General features: G+C 62.7%; 15 protein-coding genes. 13 read left to right on the top strand and 2 right to left on the bottom strand.

Annotation, left to right across the window (positions count from 1 at the left end):
- Window positions 1-413: 413 nt before the first annotated feature.
- The 13 genes from Q8O80_RS12845 to Q8O80_RS12785 all read left to right on the top strand — a co-directional run bounded on the left by Q8O80_RS12845 (window position 414) and on the right by Q8O80_RS12785 (window position 14,815).
- Complete coding sequence (locus Q8O80_RS12845; protein ID WP_305579845.1) at window positions 414-3,101, top strand: cation-transporting P-type ATPase; 2,688 nt, start codon at window positions 414-416, stop codon at window positions 3,099-3,101.
- 282 nt (window positions 3,102-3,383) lie between these two features.
- Window positions 3,384-4,886, top strand: a complete 1,503-nt coding sequence (locus tag Q8O80_RS12840) for a catalase (RefSeq protein WP_305579844.1) — start codon at window positions 3,384-3,386, stop codon at window positions 4,884-4,886.
- A gap of 72 nt (window positions 4,887-4,958) precedes the next feature.
- A complete protein-coding gene (locus Q8O80_RS12835; RefSeq protein ID WP_305579843.1) occupies window positions 4,959-5,231 on the top strand; it encodes a hypothetical protein in 273 nt (90 codons plus the stop codon).
- 251 nt (window positions 5,232-5,482) lie between these two features.
- A complete protein-coding gene (locus Q8O80_RS12830) occupies window positions 5,483-6,436 on the top strand; it encodes a tripartite tricarboxylate transporter substrate binding protein (protein WP_305579842.1) in 954 nt (317 codons plus the stop codon).
- Complete coding sequence (locus Q8O80_RS12825) at window positions 6,426-6,956, top strand: tripartite tricarboxylate transporter TctB family protein (RefSeq protein ID WP_305579841.1); 531 nt, start codon at window positions 6,426-6,428, stop codon at window positions 6,954-6,956. Before Q8O80_RS12830 ends, Q8O80_RS12825 begins: the two co-directional genes overlap by 11 nt.
- Window position 6,957: 1 nt before the next feature.
- Window positions 6,958-8,445, top strand: coding sequence for a tripartite tricarboxylate transporter permease (locus tag Q8O80_RS12820; RefSeq protein ID WP_305579840.1), 1,488 nt, complete (start codon window positions 6,958-6,960; stop codon window positions 8,443-8,445).
- 55 nt (window positions 8,446-8,500) lie between these two features.
- Window positions 8,501-10,024 (top strand): MmgE/PrpD family protein, encoded by a 1,524-nt coding sequence (locus Q8O80_RS12815; protein WP_305579839.1) that lies wholly within the window; start codon window positions 8,501-8,503, stop codon window positions 10,022-10,024.
- Window positions 10,025-10,028: 4 nt separating this feature from the next.
- Entirely contained in the window at window positions 10,029-10,904 is an 876-nt protein-coding gene (locus Q8O80_RS12810; protein ID WP_305579838.1) for an oxaloacetate decarboxylase, read from the top strand.
- Window positions 10,873-11,616, top strand: a complete 744-nt coding sequence (locus Q8O80_RS12805) for a GntR family transcriptional regulator (protein WP_305579837.1) — start codon at window positions 10,873-10,875, stop codon at window positions 11,614-11,616. Before Q8O80_RS12810 ends, Q8O80_RS12805 begins: the two co-directional genes overlap by 32 nt.
- 150 nt (window positions 11,617-11,766) lie before the next feature.
- A complete protein-coding gene (locus tag Q8O80_RS12800; protein WP_305579836.1) occupies window positions 11,767-13,032 on the top strand; it encodes an MFS transporter in 1,266 nt (421 codons plus the stop codon).
- 280 nt (window positions 13,033-13,312) lie between these two features.
- On the top strand, window positions 13,313-13,717 hold the full coding sequence (gene rnk, locus Q8O80_RS12795; RefSeq protein WP_305579835.1) for a nucleoside diphosphate kinase regulator: 405 nt from the start codon (window positions 13,313-13,315) through the stop codon (window positions 13,715-13,717).
- Between the two features lie 126 nt (window positions 13,718-13,843).
- On the top strand, window positions 13,844-14,371 hold the full coding sequence (locus Q8O80_RS12790; RefSeq protein WP_305579834.1) for a hypothetical protein: 528 nt from the start codon (window positions 13,844-13,846) through the stop codon (window positions 14,369-14,371).
- A gap of 45 nt (window positions 14,372-14,416) precedes the next feature.
- On the top strand, window positions 14,417-14,815 hold the full coding sequence (locus Q8O80_RS12785; protein WP_305579833.1) for a GreA/GreB family elongation factor: 399 nt from the start codon (window positions 14,417-14,419) through the stop codon (window positions 14,813-14,815).
- 96 nt (window positions 14,816-14,911) lie between these two features.
- Here the strand turns inward: Q8O80_RS12785 and Q8O80_RS12780 are convergent, their stop codons facing one another.
- Window positions 14,912-16,147 (bottom strand): MFS transporter, encoded by a 1,236-nt coding sequence (locus Q8O80_RS12780; RefSeq protein ID WP_305579832.1) that lies wholly within the window; start codon window positions 16,145-16,147, stop codon window positions 14,912-14,914.
- Window positions 16,148-16,282: 135 nt separating this feature from the next.
- Entirely contained in the window at window positions 16,283-16,894 is a 612-nt protein-coding gene (locus tag Q8O80_RS12775) for a LysE family translocator (protein ID WP_305579831.1), read from the bottom strand.
- Window positions 16,895-17,131 lie beyond the last annotated feature (237 nt).

The raw sequence follows: 17,131 nt of genomic DNA, 5'->3' as shown, positions 1-17,131 counted from the left end.
CGTTGCCGGCTAGCGGCTATGGATGAATTACCAGAGCGACGCCCTCATTCACAATGAAGAAAGCCCGCCAAACATTACAATGCGGTAAGGCCGCGAGCATGCCGTGCCCGTATCGGCCCTGGCAACTTGCCGCCAATGATGGGGGCGGACGCACAGGGGGACGTCTTTGGGGGGGGCACGGCGTGCCTCTCATTGGCTGCACCGGGCCGCTGGCGATGGGGCCGGCACAATGCCCCGATCAGCGTTGACCTCGGAGCATGATCAGGCCCAAATCCCCCTGTACCGAGCAGGCCACCGACTGGTTTCCACCAGATTCGCGACAGAACCGGCAATAGCGCCGGCTTGCAGACAGGGCGGTCAGGTGTCAGGTGGCTAAACCATTGCGGAATGCGCTCGAAGGAGACCAGGCTCTCATGAATGACGTGAACGCAACCGCAGCTTTTGCCGAGCGGGCCGACATTGTGGCGCAAGGGCTGGCGGTCGATCCGGAAGTTGGGCTGGATGAGCAAGCCATAGCCGAGCGACGCACCCGCCATGGCCCGAACCAGCTGCGCGCCCATGCCCGGCAAAACGTCTTCGTTATTCTGGCACATCAGTTCAAGGGCGTAATCGTCTGGTTGCTGGCGTTTGCCGCGGCACTGTCGTTCTATTTTGATGACATTGCCGAGGGCAGCGCGATCATTGTGGTCCTGGTGATCAACGCCCTGATCGGTTTCGCCACCGAACTGCGCGCCGCCCGCACAATGGAAGCATTGTTGAACATCGCCACGACCACGACCCGGGTCCGGCGCGCGGGCAAGACAGTGCGCATCGACGCACAGGAGCTGGTGCCGGGCGATATTGTCCTGCTTGATGCGGGGGATATGGTGACCGCCGATTTGCGGCTGGTGCAGGCCTCGAACCTGCAATGTGACGAATCCGTGCTGACCGGGGAATCGGTGCCCGTGGCAAAGCAGACCGAGCCGGTGTCACCGGATGCGACGATCGGGGACCGGGCCTGCATGGTCTTCAAGGGTACGGCGATCACCCAGGGGACGGGCACCGGAATCGTCATCGCCACCGGAATGGCAACCGAACTTGGCCATATCAGCCATCTGGTGCAGACCGCCCAATCCTCGGCCTCGCCGCTGGAGCAGCGCCTCGACCGGTTGGGTCATCGACTGGTCTGGCTGACGCTGGGGCTTGCCGCACTGGTGATCGGCGCGGGCACTCTGCGCGGCCTCGAAATGGCAATAATGATCCAGACCGGCATTGCCCTGGCCGTTGCGGCAGTGCCCGAAGGACTGCCGGTGGTCGCCACACTGAGCCTGGCCCGCGGCATGTGGCGCATGGCGGCGCGCAATGCGATCATCTCGCGCCTGTCATCGGTGGAGACACTGGGCGCGACCACGGTCATCCTCACCGACAAGACGGGCACGCTGACCGAAAACCGCATGACGGTTGTGCAATATCTTGTCTCCGACACGACGTTGGACCTGACCCGGCAGGGCTCTGCCGTGCAGTTCGAACGCGACGGGCGCGCGCTTGATCCCGGGCAGGACGCGCGCCTTGGTGCATTGCTGCGGATTGGCGCGCTGTGCAACGGCGCGTCGCTGGGGCAGGCCGGCGAGACTTCGTCCGGTGATCCGATGGAACTGGCGCTGCTGCGGGTCGCCGCGCAGGCCGGGCAGGGGCGCGAGACACTGTTGCCCGAATGCGAAAAGGTTGGTGAGCACGCCTTTGATCAAGCCAGCAAGATGATGGCGAGCGTGCATCGGGACAGCGAGGGGGTATTCTACGCGATCAAGGGCGCGCCCGAGGCGGTGATCGACAGCTGTACCCGGGTTCTTGGCCCGGACGGTATGGAGGATATGGACGCTGCGGTACGCGCCGATTGGCTGGCGCGCAGCGGGGCTGCAGCCAGTGACGGGCTGCGCCTGCTCGCCCTGGCGATGAAGCGCACAGATCGCGACGATGTCGCTCCCTATGAGAACCTGACACTGGTCGGCATGGTCTGCCTGCGCGATCCCTTGCGCGGCGATGTTGCCGAGGCCATCGCCGCTGCCCGCGCCGCCGGTGTGCGTATCGTGATGATGACCGGCGACCACGCCGATACCGCCGCCGCCATCGCGCGCCAGGCCGGACTGGGCGCGGATGGCCATGTGCTGACGGTGATCGAGGGCGATGAACTGGCCGGTCTCGACCCGGAAACGGTTGACGGGGCGCTGCGTGACCGAATTCTTGCCGCCGACGTCTTTGCCCGTGTAACCCCGGCAACCAAGCTGAACCTTGCAACGCTCTATCAAAACAGCGGCCACATTGTCGCGATGACCGGTGACGGGGTGAATGACGCTCCCGCCCTCAAGATGGCCGATATCGGCATCGCCATGGGCCAGCGCGGCACCGAGGTGGCGCGCGAAGCGGCCGCCATGGTGCTGACGGATGATTCCTTTGGCACGATCATCGCTGCCATGCGGCAGGGACGCGTGATTTTCGACAATATCCGCAAGTTCGTCATCTATCTGATGTCATGCAATGTCAGCGAAGTGCTGATCGTCGGCCTGGCCGTCGGCGCGGGTCTGCCCATGCCCCTGCTGCCGCTGCAAATCCTGTTTCTGAACCTTGTGACGGATGTTTTCCCGGCCTTTGCCCTTGGGCTTGGTGCAGGCGATGACACGGTCATGAAGCAGCCGCCGCGTGACCCGGCCGAGCCGATCATCGACCGCATCCGCTGGATTACCATTGCCGTGCTGGGCGGTGCGATCACCCTGGCGACGCTGGCCGCATTCTGGCTGGCGCTGCATTGGTTGCTGCTGGACCTGGGCCCATCGGTTACGGTGGCCTTCCTGACGCTGGCGCTGGCGCAGTTGTGGAACGTGTTCAATGTGCGGGCGCCGGGCGGGCGGCTTTTCGTGAACGCGGTGACCTGCAACCCCTGGGTATGGGGGGCCATAGCGCTGTGTCTTGGTCTGATCGCTGCGGCGCTCTGGGTGCCGGGCCTGTCGGCCATCCTCAAACTGCCCGACCCCGGCAGCGCCGGCCTGCTGCTGGCGATGGGGGCAAGTCTTGGTCCCCTGCTCATCGGGCAGATTTTTGTCATTCTAAGATCGGCCCGGCGGTGACATTGCGTGAGGGGCGGAGGAAGTGTCGCCGATTGGTGGCTTGCTGGTGAGGGCTGCTGAACCCGATGCGCTGGCGCCTTGTTGCCGCAAATATCATTAGACCTGCGTGCCAACGCGCCTTAATCTGGCAAGCTGACTTGATTGGTGACAGCGGACACTGGGCATGGGCCCAATCCCGCGCCCTGCACGGTCCACTTGACGTTAGATGATCGCGGACCCAAGTCCACAAAGTTCGAAGATAGTTTGCAACGGGCCGGAAGCGGTCCGGAAAGGAATGACAATATGACCGCCTGGGATAAGAAGGAGAGCGTTGGCTCCACCACTGGCGCAGGTGCCCCCGCACCGAGCGACCGTAACGCGCTCACCGTCGGTTCGGACGGCCCCATTCTGCTGCACGATGTGCACTTTCTCGAACAGATGGCCCATTTCAACCGTGAAAAGGTGCCTGAGCGGCAGCCCCATGCCAAGGGTGCCGGTGCGTTCGGCGTGCTGAGCGTCACCGAGGACGTATCGGCCTATACCAAGGCGTCGCTGTTCCAGAAGGGCGCCTCGACCGACATGCTGGCGCGCTTCTCGACGGTGGCCGGCGAAATGGGCAGCCCCGACACCTGGCGCGACGTGCGCGGCTTCTCGCTCAAATTCTATACCGACGAGGGCAATTACGATCTGGTCGGGAACAACACGCCGGTGTTCTTCGTGCGCGATCCGATGAAGTTCCCGCACTTCATCCGCAGCCAGAAGCGCCTGCCGGATTCCGGCCTGCGCGACAACAATATGCAGTGGGACTTCTGGACCAATAACCCTGAAAGCGCCCACCAGGTGACCTATCTGATGGGTGAGCGCGGCCTGCCGCGCACCTGGCGCCAGATGAACGGCTATGGTTCGCACACCTATATGTGGATCAACGCTGCCGGCGAGAAATTCTGGGTGAAGTACCACTTCCACACCAATCAGGGCATGGCGTTCTACAACAATGCCGAAGCGTCCGCAGTGGCCGGCAGCGATGCCGATATCCATCGCCGTGATCTGTTCGAGGCCATCGCCCGTGGTGAGCATCCGAGCTGGACGCTGTCGGTGCAGGTCATGCCCTATGCCGAAGCCAAGGGTTATCGCTTCAACCCGTTCGACCTGACCAAGGTGTGGCCGCATGCCGACTATCCGCTGATCAGGGTCGGCACCATGACGCTCAATCGCAATCCGGAGAACTTCTTCGCGCAGATCGAGCAGGCGGCGTTTTCCCCCGGCAACACGGTCCCCGGCATTGGGCTGTCGCCCGACAAAATGCTGCTGGGCCGGGCCTTTGCCTACAATGATGCGCAGCGGAACCGCATCGGCACAAACTTCCACCAGCTGCCGGTCAACCAGCCCAAGGTGCCAGTGAACAGCTATATGTTCGATGGACAGATGGCGTATCAGCACAGCGGCAGCGCGCCGGTTTACGCGACCAATAGTGGCGGGCGCCCATGGGCCGACGAGACCGGCCCGGTGGCCGAAGGCTGGGAAGTCGACGGCGAGATGGTGCGCAGCGCCTATAGCCTGCACGCCGAAGACGACGATTTCAGCCAGCCCGGCACAATGGTGCGCGAGGTCTGGAACGATGCGCAGCGCGATCAGTTTGTCGATCAGGTGGCGGGAAGCCTGTTGGGCGGCGTTCGGGAGCCGGTGCTGAGCCGCGCCTTCGCCTATTGGAAGAGCGTGGACGCTGCCACCGGTCAACGCATCGAGGACAAGGTTCGCTCCGGCAATGCGCCTGAGCCGGCAGAGGGCATGGGCGAAGGCGGCTAGTCCCAGCCAAACCTCCTTGTCCGCCGGTCTGTGTCCATGCGACCGGACCGGCGGGCACGCTACGTTCGGGGCGTGTCAGCAAAGACAGCCCCGTCGACCGCCATCAGCCAGAGCCGGGGCGGTGGTGCAGTGCTGGCAGTGATCACTTGCTGTTGTGCGTTTACTGGCGGCGCTTCCGCGCCCCGGCCCGCCAAATTCGTTCCCGTCGCCAGCACAGCCAAGTATGGCGCTGCCACGCTTGAGATGAGCGCCCACGCCCATACCACCGCCACTGTCACGCTGGTGGTCGGACCGGCTGCGCTGTTTGCACCCCGATTGAGACTTGCCGGCCAGTTTGCCGGCTGACGAGCGCGTTTCTGACGGACGAAACCCTGTTCGAAGGGAGCTCCGCCAGATCGCGTTGTGGTTCGCCTTGCTTGGCGGTGCGCTTTCGGGGCGCAGCTCGCGTGGAGGTTCGTCGGTGTATCTTCTGTCAGCATAATCATCGATGTTGACATTGAAATCGCCATATGGTCGTAGTTGGGGCGTGTTTCTGTCGACAAAAACATCATCGATAACGATGAGATTGTGTCGACGGTCTCAAAGAGGAGAAACCAATGAACTTCAAAAAAGCTCTTTTGCCGCTGGCTATGTTTGCGGCACTCGCGACTGGCGCAGCCCAGGCACAGGTCAGTGTCATGCTGCCAGCCAATCCAGGCGGCGGCTGGGACGGCACGGGCCGTCAGGCGATGCAGGCGATGATTGACGCCGGCATCTATAGCGGCGGGGTGAACTTCACCAATACGGGCGGCGCGGGCGGCACTATCGGGCTGGCCGAATTCAAGAACTCGCAGTCCGGCAAGGCCGATGCGCTGGCGATTTTCGGCGCCATCACAGTCGGCGCCATCGACATGAACAAGTCGCCGATCTCGCTTGCCGACTTCCGGCCTGTTGCCCGGCTGACCACCGAATATGATGTGATCGCGGTCAAGGCGGATTCGCCGTACCAGACGCTGGCTGAATTCGTGGCTGCCCTCAAGGCCGACCCCGGCGGCACGGCTGTTGGTGGCGGTTCGGCCGGTGGCGTGGACCAGATCGCACTGGCGCTGCTGGCGCAGGCCGGTGACGTGCCGGTCAACGATCTCAACTATATTCCGCAGGCCAGCGGTGCTGAAACCGTAACCGGCATCATCAATGGTACGCTGGTGGCAGGGTTCTCCGGCGTGTCCGAATTCGCGCAGTTCGCCGAGCAGGGACGCATTCGCATCCTTGGTGTCACGGCGCCTGAGCGGCTGGCCGGTATTGATGCCCCGACTTTCAAGGAAGCCGGGTACGACGTGGAAGTGGGTAACTGGCGTGGTGTACTGGGCTCGCCCAACATGCCGGACGACAACTACGCGGTCTGGGTCGAGAACTTCAAGAAGCTGAACGAGAGCGAGCAGTGGCACAAGGTTCTGGAAACCCAGGGTTGGGCCCAGAACTATCTCGGCGGCGCCGAATTCGGCCAGTTCATCGCTGATGAGACGGTGCGTATCGGGGCCGTGCTGAAGGATGTCGGACTTGTCGACTAATCCAGGTTCCGGCTTGCCCGAAACCGGGAAGGGAGGCGGCGCTCGCGCCGTCTCCCGTCCATGGTGGCTGGGGCTTGCGGTCATCGCGCTTGGCGGCGTCTGCCTTTATGGCTCGACCTCCCTGGCGCAAAGTGCGCGCTATTCCTCGATCGGTCCGGGCCTGTTTGTCACGATTGCGGGCGGCGGGCTGGTCATTCTGGGGGTGATGCTGCTGGTGCAGATTGCCCGCGGCGAACAATTCGAGCCGCAGGACGCAGAAGATGCTGCGGGCGACATGAAGGCCAATCCCGTCGCGCTCGGCACGGCCCTGGTAGCGGTCCTGCTGCCCATTTTCACCATAGAGACCTTGGGCCTGCCGATCACGGCCATGCTGTCTTTCACGCTGGTGGCGCGATCATTTTCGTCGCGCAAGCTGCTGCTCGACCTCGTTTACGGCGCGATTCTGGGTACGGCTGCCTGGTTCCTGTTCTCCGGTCTCGGGCTGCAGCTCGGGGCATTTCTGCCGATAGCGGGGTTCTGACATGCAATCCTTTGAACTCCTGCTGCAGGGCTTCTCGGTTGCGCTGCAACCAACCAATCTGATGTGGGCGCTGCTCGGTTCGATACTCGGCACGGCGATCGGCGTCCTGCCGGGGATCGGTCCGGCGCTGACCATTGCGCTATTGCTGCCCGTGACCATTTCGGTCGCGCCAACGTCGGCTTTCATCATGTTTGCCGGCGTGCTGTACGGCGCCATGTATGGCGGCTCCACCACATCCATCCTGATCAACACGCCGGGCGAGTCCGGCTCAATGATGACGGCGCTGGAGGGCAACAAGATGGCCCGCACGGGTCGGGGCGCCGCAGCCCTGGCCACGGCAGCCATTGGCTCCTTCGTGGCGGGCACCATTGCCACGCTGCTCCTGACCTTTGCAGCGCCGGTGATCGCGGAAATTGCCTTCTATTTCAAGCCTGCCGACTATTTTGCGCTGATCATTCTGGCGTTCACCTCGGTGGCGGTGGTGATGGGAAGCTCGCGCGTGCGCGGGTTCATCTCGCTGTTCATCGGCCTGGCGCTTGGCGTGGTCGGCATCGACAAGATGACCGGCGCAGCGCGACTGACTTTTGGCGTGCCCGGGCTTTTCGACGGCATCGAACTCACCGTGGTGCTGGTGTCGCTCTTTGCTGTTGGCGAAATTCTATACGTCGCCAGTCGTTATCGGCCCGGCGCCGGAGACACGACGGCGCTCAAGGGACAGACGTGGATGACCAAGGAGGACTGGAAGCGATCCTGGAAACCCTGGTTGCGTGGCACCGCCCTCGGCTTTCCGATGGGCGCCCTGCCTGCTGGCGGCTCAGAAATTCCCACCATGCTTTCCTATACGCTGGAGCGCAAACTCTCCAAGCACAGCGAGGAATTCGGACACGGCGCGATTGAAGGGGTGGCGGGCCCGGAGGCGGCCAATAATGCCGCCGCGGCCGGCATGCTGGTGCCGTTGCTGACACTGGGGCTGCCGACGTCGGCGACGGCCGCCGTGCTGCTGGCGGCGTTCCAGAACTATGGCCTGCAACCGGGACCATTCCTGTTCACATCCAACCCCGAGCTGATCTGGGGCCTGATTGCTTCGCTGTATATCGGCAATGTCATGCTGCTGGTGTTGAACCTGCCGCTGGTCGGCATCTGGGTGAAGCTGTTGCTGATCCCGCGACCGCAGCTTTATGCCGGCATTCTGGTGTTCGCCATGATCGGCATCTGGGGCCTGTCAGGACAGGTCATCGATCTGATCGTCATGGTGACGGTCGGCATCGTTGGCTATGTCATGCGCGTCTATGACTTTCCCATCGCGCCGGTGTTGATCGGGCTGATCCTGGGACCCATGGCCGAGGTGCAGCTGCGCACGGCGCTGGCGGCTGCGCAGGGTAATCCGGTGGTGCTGGTTTCAACCCCGCTGTCGGCCATCATGCTGGTCATCGCGGCGCTGTTCCTGCTGGCCCCCATCGTGCTCAACCGCCTCAAGGCCAACGCTTAATCGAGCTGGCCCGCGGGCCAGCTTCACTGCCTGATTTATGAAAGACCACTCTGCGATGAAGAAGCATACTGTTCGAGTTCATCCCTCCGCCGACAACCTGCCGCGCGAAAATCAACTGGCCTGGCATATTGCCAGTTTTGCTGCCAATTGCGGTCAGCTCGATGCCGATGTGGTGGAGATGATTGCCTGCCGCATCGTGGACAATGCCAGCGTGGCGCTGGCGGCGATCAACCGGGCGCCGGTCGCCGCGGCGCGCGCCATGGCGCTGGCGCATCCGCGCAAGGGTGGCGGCACGGTCTATGGCCTGCCAGCCCAGGTGCGGGTCGATGCCGAATGGGCTGCCTGGGCCAATGCCACGGCGGTGCGCGAACTGGACTTTCACGATACATTCCTGGCCGCCGACTATTCCCATCCCGGCGATGCCATCTCCCCCCTGATTGCGGTGGCGCAGCAGATGGGGCTCGATGGCGCGGCGCTGGCTCGCGGCATCGCGGTGTCCTATGAGATCCACGTGGCGCTGGTCAAAGCCATCTCCTTGCACCAATACAAGAAGGACCATGTCGCCCATCTCTGCCCGGCAACCACTGCCGGTATCGGGGCGATGCTTGGACTGCCCACCGAGACCATTTTTCAGGCGGTCAATCAGGCGGTGCATCTGTCGTTCTCGACGCGTCAGTCGCGCAAGGGCGAAATCAGCTCGTGGAAGGCCTATGTGCCGGGCTTCTCGGGCAAGCTGGCCATCGAATGCATCGACCGCGCCATGCGGGGGGAAGCCTCGCCATCGCCAATCTACGAGGGTGAAGAGTCCGTTCTCGCCTGGATGCTGGGCGGTCCTGACAGTCGCTATGACGTCTATCTGCCGGCCGATGGGGAAGCGCCGCGCGGCATTCTGGAAACCTATACCAAGGCCCACTCGGCCGAATATCAGGCACAGGCGCTGATCGATCTGGCAATCGAGCTTTCGGCGCAGATTGGCGATCTGAGCAAGGTGAAATCGATCCTGCTCGAAACCAGCCATCACACCCACAACGTGATCGGGACGGGCGCCAACGACCCGCAGAAGAGCGATCCGGAAGCCAGCCGCGAAACCCTTGATCACTCGATCATGTACATTCTGGCTGTCGCTCTCGAAGATCGCAAATGGCACCATGTCGACAGCTATACGCGCGAGCGCGCCCGCACCCCGTCGACCGTGGCGCTATGGCACAAGATCCGCACCGTGGAAGATCCCGAATGGACGCGACGCTATCTCGACGCTGATCCGGCCAAACGCGCTTTTGGTGGCAAGATTGTCGTGACACTGGCCGATGGAACTACCGTAACCGGCGAACGCGCGGTTGCCGATGCTCACCCCAACGGGGCGCACCCCTGGGCCTGGCCCGACTATGTCGGCAAGTTCGAGACGCTGACCCGTGGCGCGTTGGGCGACGGGGAACGGCAGAGCTTTCTGGCTGCTGCCAAGGGCTTTGCCGGTCTGTCGAGCAAGGCGCTGGACGGCCTGATCCCGGCGCTGCCGACCGGCGCCGTTACCCCGTCCAAGCCCACCGGCCAGGGCATTTTCGATCGCGGACTGGAGTAGCATCATGCTCAACCATGAGATCAACAAAGCCTTCCGTGCCCGGCTCAACAGGGGTGGCGCGATACTGATGCCGGGGGCCGCCAATGCACTGGCCGCCCGCGTCATTGCCGATCTGGGATTTGAGGCGATCTATCTGTCGGGCGCCGGGCTGACCAATACCTATCTCGGCATGCCCGACCTGGGCTTTATCAGCCTGCCCGAGATCGCCCAACATACCGCCACGATCCGTGACTCGACCGATCTGCCGATTGTGGTGGATGCCGATACCGGCTTTGGCAATGCACTCAATGTCCGGCACACGATCCGGACCCTGGAGCGGGCCGGTGCCAGCGCCATTCAGCTCGAAGACCAGGTCAGTCCGAAGCGCTGCGGTCACTTTTCGGGCAAGGATGTGGTGGACCTGGGGGAAGCACGCGGCCGTATCAAGGCGGCGGTCGATGCCCGGCAGGACCCCAATCTGCTGATCGTTGCCCGCACCGATGCCCGCGCCACGCAGGGCTTTGCGGCGGCCATCGAACGGGCGCAGGCGTTTATCGAGGACGGCGCCGACATCACCTTCGTGGAAGCGCCCGAGAGCGTCGATGAAATCCGCGATATCCCGGCACGGCTCAAGAACACACCGCAACTGGTCAATCTGGTGGTGGGCGGCCGCACCCCGATCATGCCGCTTGAGACGCTCGACAAACTGGGTTTCTCGCTGGTGCTCTACGCCAATGTCGCGCTGCAGGGGGCGGTTTACGGCATGCAGGCGGCGCTCGGCGAGCTCAAGAGCAAGGGCAGCCTGGATGAAGATGGCCCGGTTGCCAGCTTCAAGGAGCGGCAGCGCCTGGTCAACAAGCCCCTGTTTGATGAATTGGAGAAGCGCTACGTCAGTTCTTGAGGCCAAACTGGGCGAGCTGGTTGAACCCACCCAGCGCGATGCCGGAATCGATAGCGAGAGCACATCGCTTGCCGACTCATTGTTTGAGCGGTTGAGCGAGGCCATTGTTACGGGGAAATTCGCCCCGGGCAGCAAGCTGAGCGAGCCCCGTCTGGCCAGCCGGTACGGGGTCAGCCGCGGACCGCTGCGCGAGGCCATTCGGCGATTGGAGGAACGCAAGCTGGTAACGCGTCTCCCCCGCCAGGGGGTGCGGGTCATTGTGCCCTCCAGCGCAATGGCAGGTGAACTGTTCCGTATTCGCGAGGTTCTCGAGGGCCTGGCGGCGCGCGAGGCCGCCCGAAACGCCACGCCGGAAGAGGTTGCCGAGCTGCGCAACATGCTGGCCGCGCATGCCGAGGCGCTCGCGGGGCCCGATGCCATGATCTATTGGCAGGCCACGGCCAATTCGGATTTTCACTTCAAGATTGCCAGAATGTCGCGCAGCCAGCATCTGTTCGAGTTGCTGTGTGGCGAATATTACACCCTGTTCCGGCTGTTTCGCATGCGACATCGCATTGTGCCCGGTCGTGCCAAGCGCGCCTTGATCGAGCATGTCCGGATTGTCGATGCCATAGAAGATGCCGACGCCGACCTGGCCGAACTGCTGATGCGCCGCCACATTGCGTCGGCCCGTGTCGGGATCGAGAGCAATGAAATTCGCCACGGCTTGTGAATGTGACATTTTGCCGGGTGGTTGGACTGTGATTATGCGGTTGGGATGGGTATTGGTGTCGGGGCAGCGTTAGCGCGCCAGTTCGGGCCGGTTGCCGTGCGCGGGGGGTGGCCAAACGTCGACGTTGTGTTTTCAAGTGAGTATTGTTCCATGAAATCCCCGGTCGATACCGTCATAGCGGCAGACAAGAAACTGCCGCTACCGGCTATCTGGCTGTTCGCTTTGCCGCTGGCCGTGCTGGCACTGGGGCATACCATTTCGAACCTGATCCGGACGCTGCCGGCCATTTCGGCCGATGTGGTTGCGCAGGACCTGGCGGTGTCAGCGGGCGATATCGCCGCCATGACAGGTTTTTATCATCTGGCTTTCGCGCTGGGCCAGATCCCGGTCGGCGTGGCGCTTGACCGCTATAGCGTCAAGTCAGTGGTTTCCGTGCTGCTCGCACTGGTCGCCGTCGGCTCGGTGCTGGCGGCCTTGGTGCAGGGTCCTGCAAGCTTCATACTCACTCAAACGGTACTTGGTATCGGGTGCTGCGGCATGCTGCTTTGTCCACTGACCTATGCGGCCCGCACGACTGATCCGCGCCAGTTCGCGCTCTGGTCCGCCTTCATTCTGGCAGTGGGAAATAGCGGCATGGTGGTGTCGGCCAGTCCGATGGCCTGGGTCGTCGAGCACTATGGCTGGCGGCTTGCCTATGGACTGCCGGCGCTGTTTGCGCTCATCGTCCTCATCATTGTGCAATTGGTTATCAAGCCGGTCCGGCCAACGACACATAAGCCAGCCAATGTCTGGCCCGAGATCAAGGAAGTTGCCAGGATCGGGCTTTCCCCCGCGCTGCGTGGCGTCGTCGTTCTCGCCTTCGTGTCGTTTGCGGTGATGATCGGGGTGCGTGGCATGTGGGGCGGGCCGTGGCTGATGGAGGCCAAGGACCTGTCCAGACTGGCGACAGGAAACGTTCTGCTGGGGCTAACCCTGGTGCTGATCGTAATGCCCATGGTTGTCGGGTTGGTCGACAAGCGCATGGGCCGGTCGCGCCTCTTGCTGGCCATCGGCCATGTCCTGGCAGGCGTCATGCTGATCCTGCTGCCGGCAGGAGCCAATGGTGGTCTGCTCGCGGGGTTGTTCGGCGTTGACGGTTTCTCTGCGGGCTATGATGTGGCGCTGATCATCGCCTTTGGAGCGTTCATATCGGTTCAGCCCCTGCTGTTTGCGCTGGGTCGCGCTGCCGTGTCGGGCCAACATGCCGGCAAGGCGCTTTCCGCGGTAAATCTGGCCTTTTTTGCCGGTGCTGCCATTATCCAGGCGCTTTCGGCGCCGGTGAACACGGGATTTGGTGCAGGCGGCGTGCTCATCTTTCTCGGTCTGTTGAGCGTGTCCGGAGCGATGGCATTCTGGGGATTGCGTAAACTGGCCTAGCGCCGGGACGCAGCACGGCATCGGCACACCCTGATGTCATCCAGGCTGGCTTGACAATAATTTTTTCGAGCTTACCTTTGTTGGCATGAACCCGAACTTCAACATCCTCAGAGCAGTAAAACGCCGGACCAGTCCGGTCGAAGGATAGTTGCCCTAAACTTCGCTATGCGCCTGCATGCCAAGTTTAGGGATTTTGGGACTTCCCCTATTTCCAGTCAATTGTAGTCAGCCGGATCATCAGGTCCGTCTGCAACTATTAGTCGTACACGCGGAGACCACGATGCGCACGCATACTCTCAGACCCCAAATTCGTGTTGCTCAATCAGAGCATCAACAGCTTCTTGCTCTGGCCGCGGCCGGCAGTGCGTCGGCGGCCGATAGCCTGCTGATAGAAATGGAGCGCGCCCGCGTGGTGCCCGATGCCAAGCTGCCCGAAGACGTCGTGCGCATGGGGTCACGCATACAATATCGGACGGATCGCGATGATCTGGTCGAAGTTACGCTGGTTTATCCAGCTGATGCCGATATCGCCCAAGGCAAGGTCTCGGTGCTGACGCCCGTGGGAGCCGCTCTCATCGGTCTGCGGACGGGCCAGTCCATCACCTGGGAAGCGCGCGACGGGCGCAAGAACGTGCTGACGGTCCTGTCGGTAGTCCAGCCTGCACATGCAGCCGTGGAGGCATAATTGAAACGCTGCTCTCCAGTCTTCCGGCAAACACAACACCGGCGTTTTCCCCTGGTCTGGTAGGCGAACTGCCTCTGGATCAGGGGGTGTCGCTGCCGGCAACCTTTCATGTTCCAGGAGTTTTCCATGACCACCGAGCTTCCAGTCGTCCTCACCGCCAGAGGCTTCGCGCTTCTTGAAAGTCTGCTGCAGCAGCATGAGGCGCCGTTTGCCGGCGCTGCCGAAATCGTCCGCCGCAAGCTTGATGCAGCAATTGTCGTGTTTCCGACCGATGTTCCAGCCAATGTGGTCACGCTCAGGAGCCGTGTCCGGTTCTGCGTGGACGGGGCGGCGGCAGATGAATGCACGTTGATTGGCGGACCCGACGACGCGGTTTACGGACCCACCCTGCTGTTGACCTCGCCCAGGGGTCTGGCGCTGATCGGGGCAGCGGCCGGCCAGACGGTACCGGCACAACTGCCGGATGGATCAGAGGAAATGATCCGGATTGAAGCGGTGCCCTATCAGCCCGAGCAGCGGCGCTCCCGCCTGGACCTGCAGGTTATTTCGGGGCGAGACCTGCCCGAGCCCGCCAAATTATTCTCGTCGGCTCGTTCGCGCCAACCCGTCGCCCCATTCGGGGGCGATGATGATCCAGGACCAAGCGCCGCCTGAACGGCACCGTGTTCCAGCAATTGAACGCATTCTCGGGAGACTATTGTGGGATTTTTTCCGGTGAACCTTCCCTCGATCATGGTGGCCGAGTCTGATCGGCACGATCTGCTGGTTCTGGCCATGGGCGGCGCCGGTCACAGCGCTGACGAGGCCGACAATCTACTGTATGAACTGGGGCGCGCCAGGGTCGTTGATGATCAGCAGTTTCCGCCGGGTGTGGTGCGGATGGGATCGAGCGTCCTGGTCAGTATCGACGGCGGCGAGCCGCAGATATTGCGGCTCTCCTACCCACGCGAGCAGGGGAACAACAGGGTCTCCATCTTCTCGGCAATTGGCACCGCGCTGCTGGGGCTGCGCCGCGGCCAGACCATCAAATGGACCGACCGGGACGGAAAGCCGCACGAGGTCGCGGTATATTCCGTCGGTGACGAGGAACATGGCTGAGCCTGCCTGAGTGGTGACGATGGCAGCCTGCCGACACCCCGGGGGCACTGGCGCTGCGCCTTGCCCGGTGCTCGATGGGCAAGGGCAGCGGCACCCCTATCCCGGCTGCACTTTTCTCGTTCCCTTGGTCAGGTTGAGCGGCGGCACCGTGGTTTCAGTGTTCGGCAGCAGAATGGTCAGAAAGCCCAGCACAAGCAGGAGCGAGCAGGCATTGAAGACGTATTCGATGCCGACCTGGTCCGCGACGGCGCCCAGAACTGCGGCGCCAAGGGCACCAATGCCAAAGGCGAATCCGAACACGAAGCCAGCCACCATGCCCACTTTCTGCGGCAGGAGTTCCTGGGCATATACCACGATGGCGGAGAAGGCGGACGACAGGATCAATCCGACGAAGATGCTCAGAATGGCGGTGGCCATCAGGTCCATGTGCGGCAGCAGGAGGGCAAAGGGCAGGGCGCCCAGGATCGACCCCCAGATGACCTTGATGCGGCCAATGCGATCGCCGATCGGGCCACCGAAGAAGGTGCCGACGGCGATGGCTGCGAGAAACGCAAACAGATAACCCTGCGCTTCCTGCACCGGCAGATTGAATTTCTCGATCAGGAAGAAGGCATAGTAGTTCTTGAACGTCTCGATGTAGACGTATTTGCTCAGCAGCAAGGCACCGATAACGGCAAATGCCACGATCAGTTGTTTCCGCGGCACCGGGGAGCGAACCGGCGCGGGCGCGCCCGCGTTTCTGATCGAAATCTGGTGGTTGGTGTACCAGCGTGCCACCTGAATCAGCAGCAGGGCACCGAGCACGGCCAGCAGCCCAAACCATACTGTGCTGATCTGCCCCAGCGGCAAGACGATCAATGCTGTCGCCAGCGGCCCCAGGGCCGTGCCGGTATTGCCGCCAACCTGGAAGCTGGATTGCGCAAATCCCAGCCGCCCGCCTGATGCCATGCGGGCTATACGCGACGCTTCGGGATGGAACAGGGCTGAGCCGACGCCCATGACCGCAGCTGCGACGAGCAACAGGAAGAACGAGTTGGCGATGGCCAGCAGAACGATGCCCAGTGCGACAATCAGCAGGGAGACGGCAATCGTATAGGGCTTGGGCCGCATGTCGCCATAGAGCCCCATCAGTGGCTGCAATATGCTGGCAGTGATCTGCTGCGCCAGTGTCAGCAGACCAAGCTGGAAGTAGTCCAGCTCATAGTTCATTTTCAGCAGCGGGAAGAGCGCCGGAAGCAGGAACTGGATGAGGTCATTGATCAGATGAGCGCCGCTGACCATGAAGATGATCGCGTAGGACGGTCCGGCAATTCTGGCTTGTGAGACTTGCATATTCTTCCATGCGGTAGCTGCCCGATCCGGCAGTGTTTCGAACCGTGGTGGCACGCGCAGTGCCGCCACTCTGGCGAGGATGTCCCGCCTGTGCGCTGCGGCGGCGCCGCGCGCGCCATCGCCTTGGGGGTGGCGTCAGTGCTGGAAGACGACCAGACCGGCGGCGGTCGCCATCATGACCCCGGCGGTCTTGTTGAGGCGACCCAGGGCGCGCTCGCTGCGGAACATGTCGCGGGCAGCCGAGGCCAGCCAGGCATAGCCGCAGCCAATGGCCAGCAGGACAATCACCACAATTGCGGTCAGCTCGCTGAAGGCGACCAGGTTCATCTGATCGAGCGGAATAACCGTGGGCAGAATGGCGAGGTAAAACACGATGGTCTTGGGGTTGCCCATGGTCAGGGAGAAGCCGGCGAGGAAGGTCTTCAGCCAGGCCTCGTTCCTGGGTTTCATCTGTTCGGCGCCGGGGCGGGCCGTCCAGAATTTGTAGGCGACGTAGAGCAGGTAGGCGGCGCCGGCCCAGCGCACGACGACGAAGATCGGGCCGAAATAGGTGGCGATGGTCGCCAGCCCGAAGACGGCGAAAATGAAATAGGCCAGATCGCCCGCCAGAATGCCCAGCACCATGGGAAAGGCGCCCTTGAAGCCGCCACCCAGGGCCCGCGCCACCACTGCAGCAACGCCGGGCCCGGGAACCAGGACGGCGACGGCATAGGCAATAGTGAAGGTCAGGAGGGTGAAGGCATCCATGGTCGTGGTCTCGAATAGGGAGGCCGGACACTAGGCCGTCCGGCAGCGATTGCCAAGAGAGCAGATCGGGCCATCGGGGTCGACCATGGGCGTTCTGGCGTGCCGAAATGCCGCCCGGCCTTTCGGCTTACGGTTACACGGGTAATGGGCGGCCATTGGGCCAGAAACTGTCGACATAGAACGGACCAAGGGCCGCCCATCACGATCCGCTTTTTGGGCGAGGTCCGGTTCAGGCGG

It is taken from the genome of Devosia sp. (assembly GCF_030689745.1).
In the GTDB taxonomy this organism is placed as follows: domain Bacteria; phylum Pseudomonadota; class Alphaproteobacteria; order Rhizobiales; family Devosiaceae; genus Devosia; species Devosia alba.
Note: the sequence above shows the minus strand (reverse complement) of the source record. Positions and strands in the feature narration are given on the sequence as shown.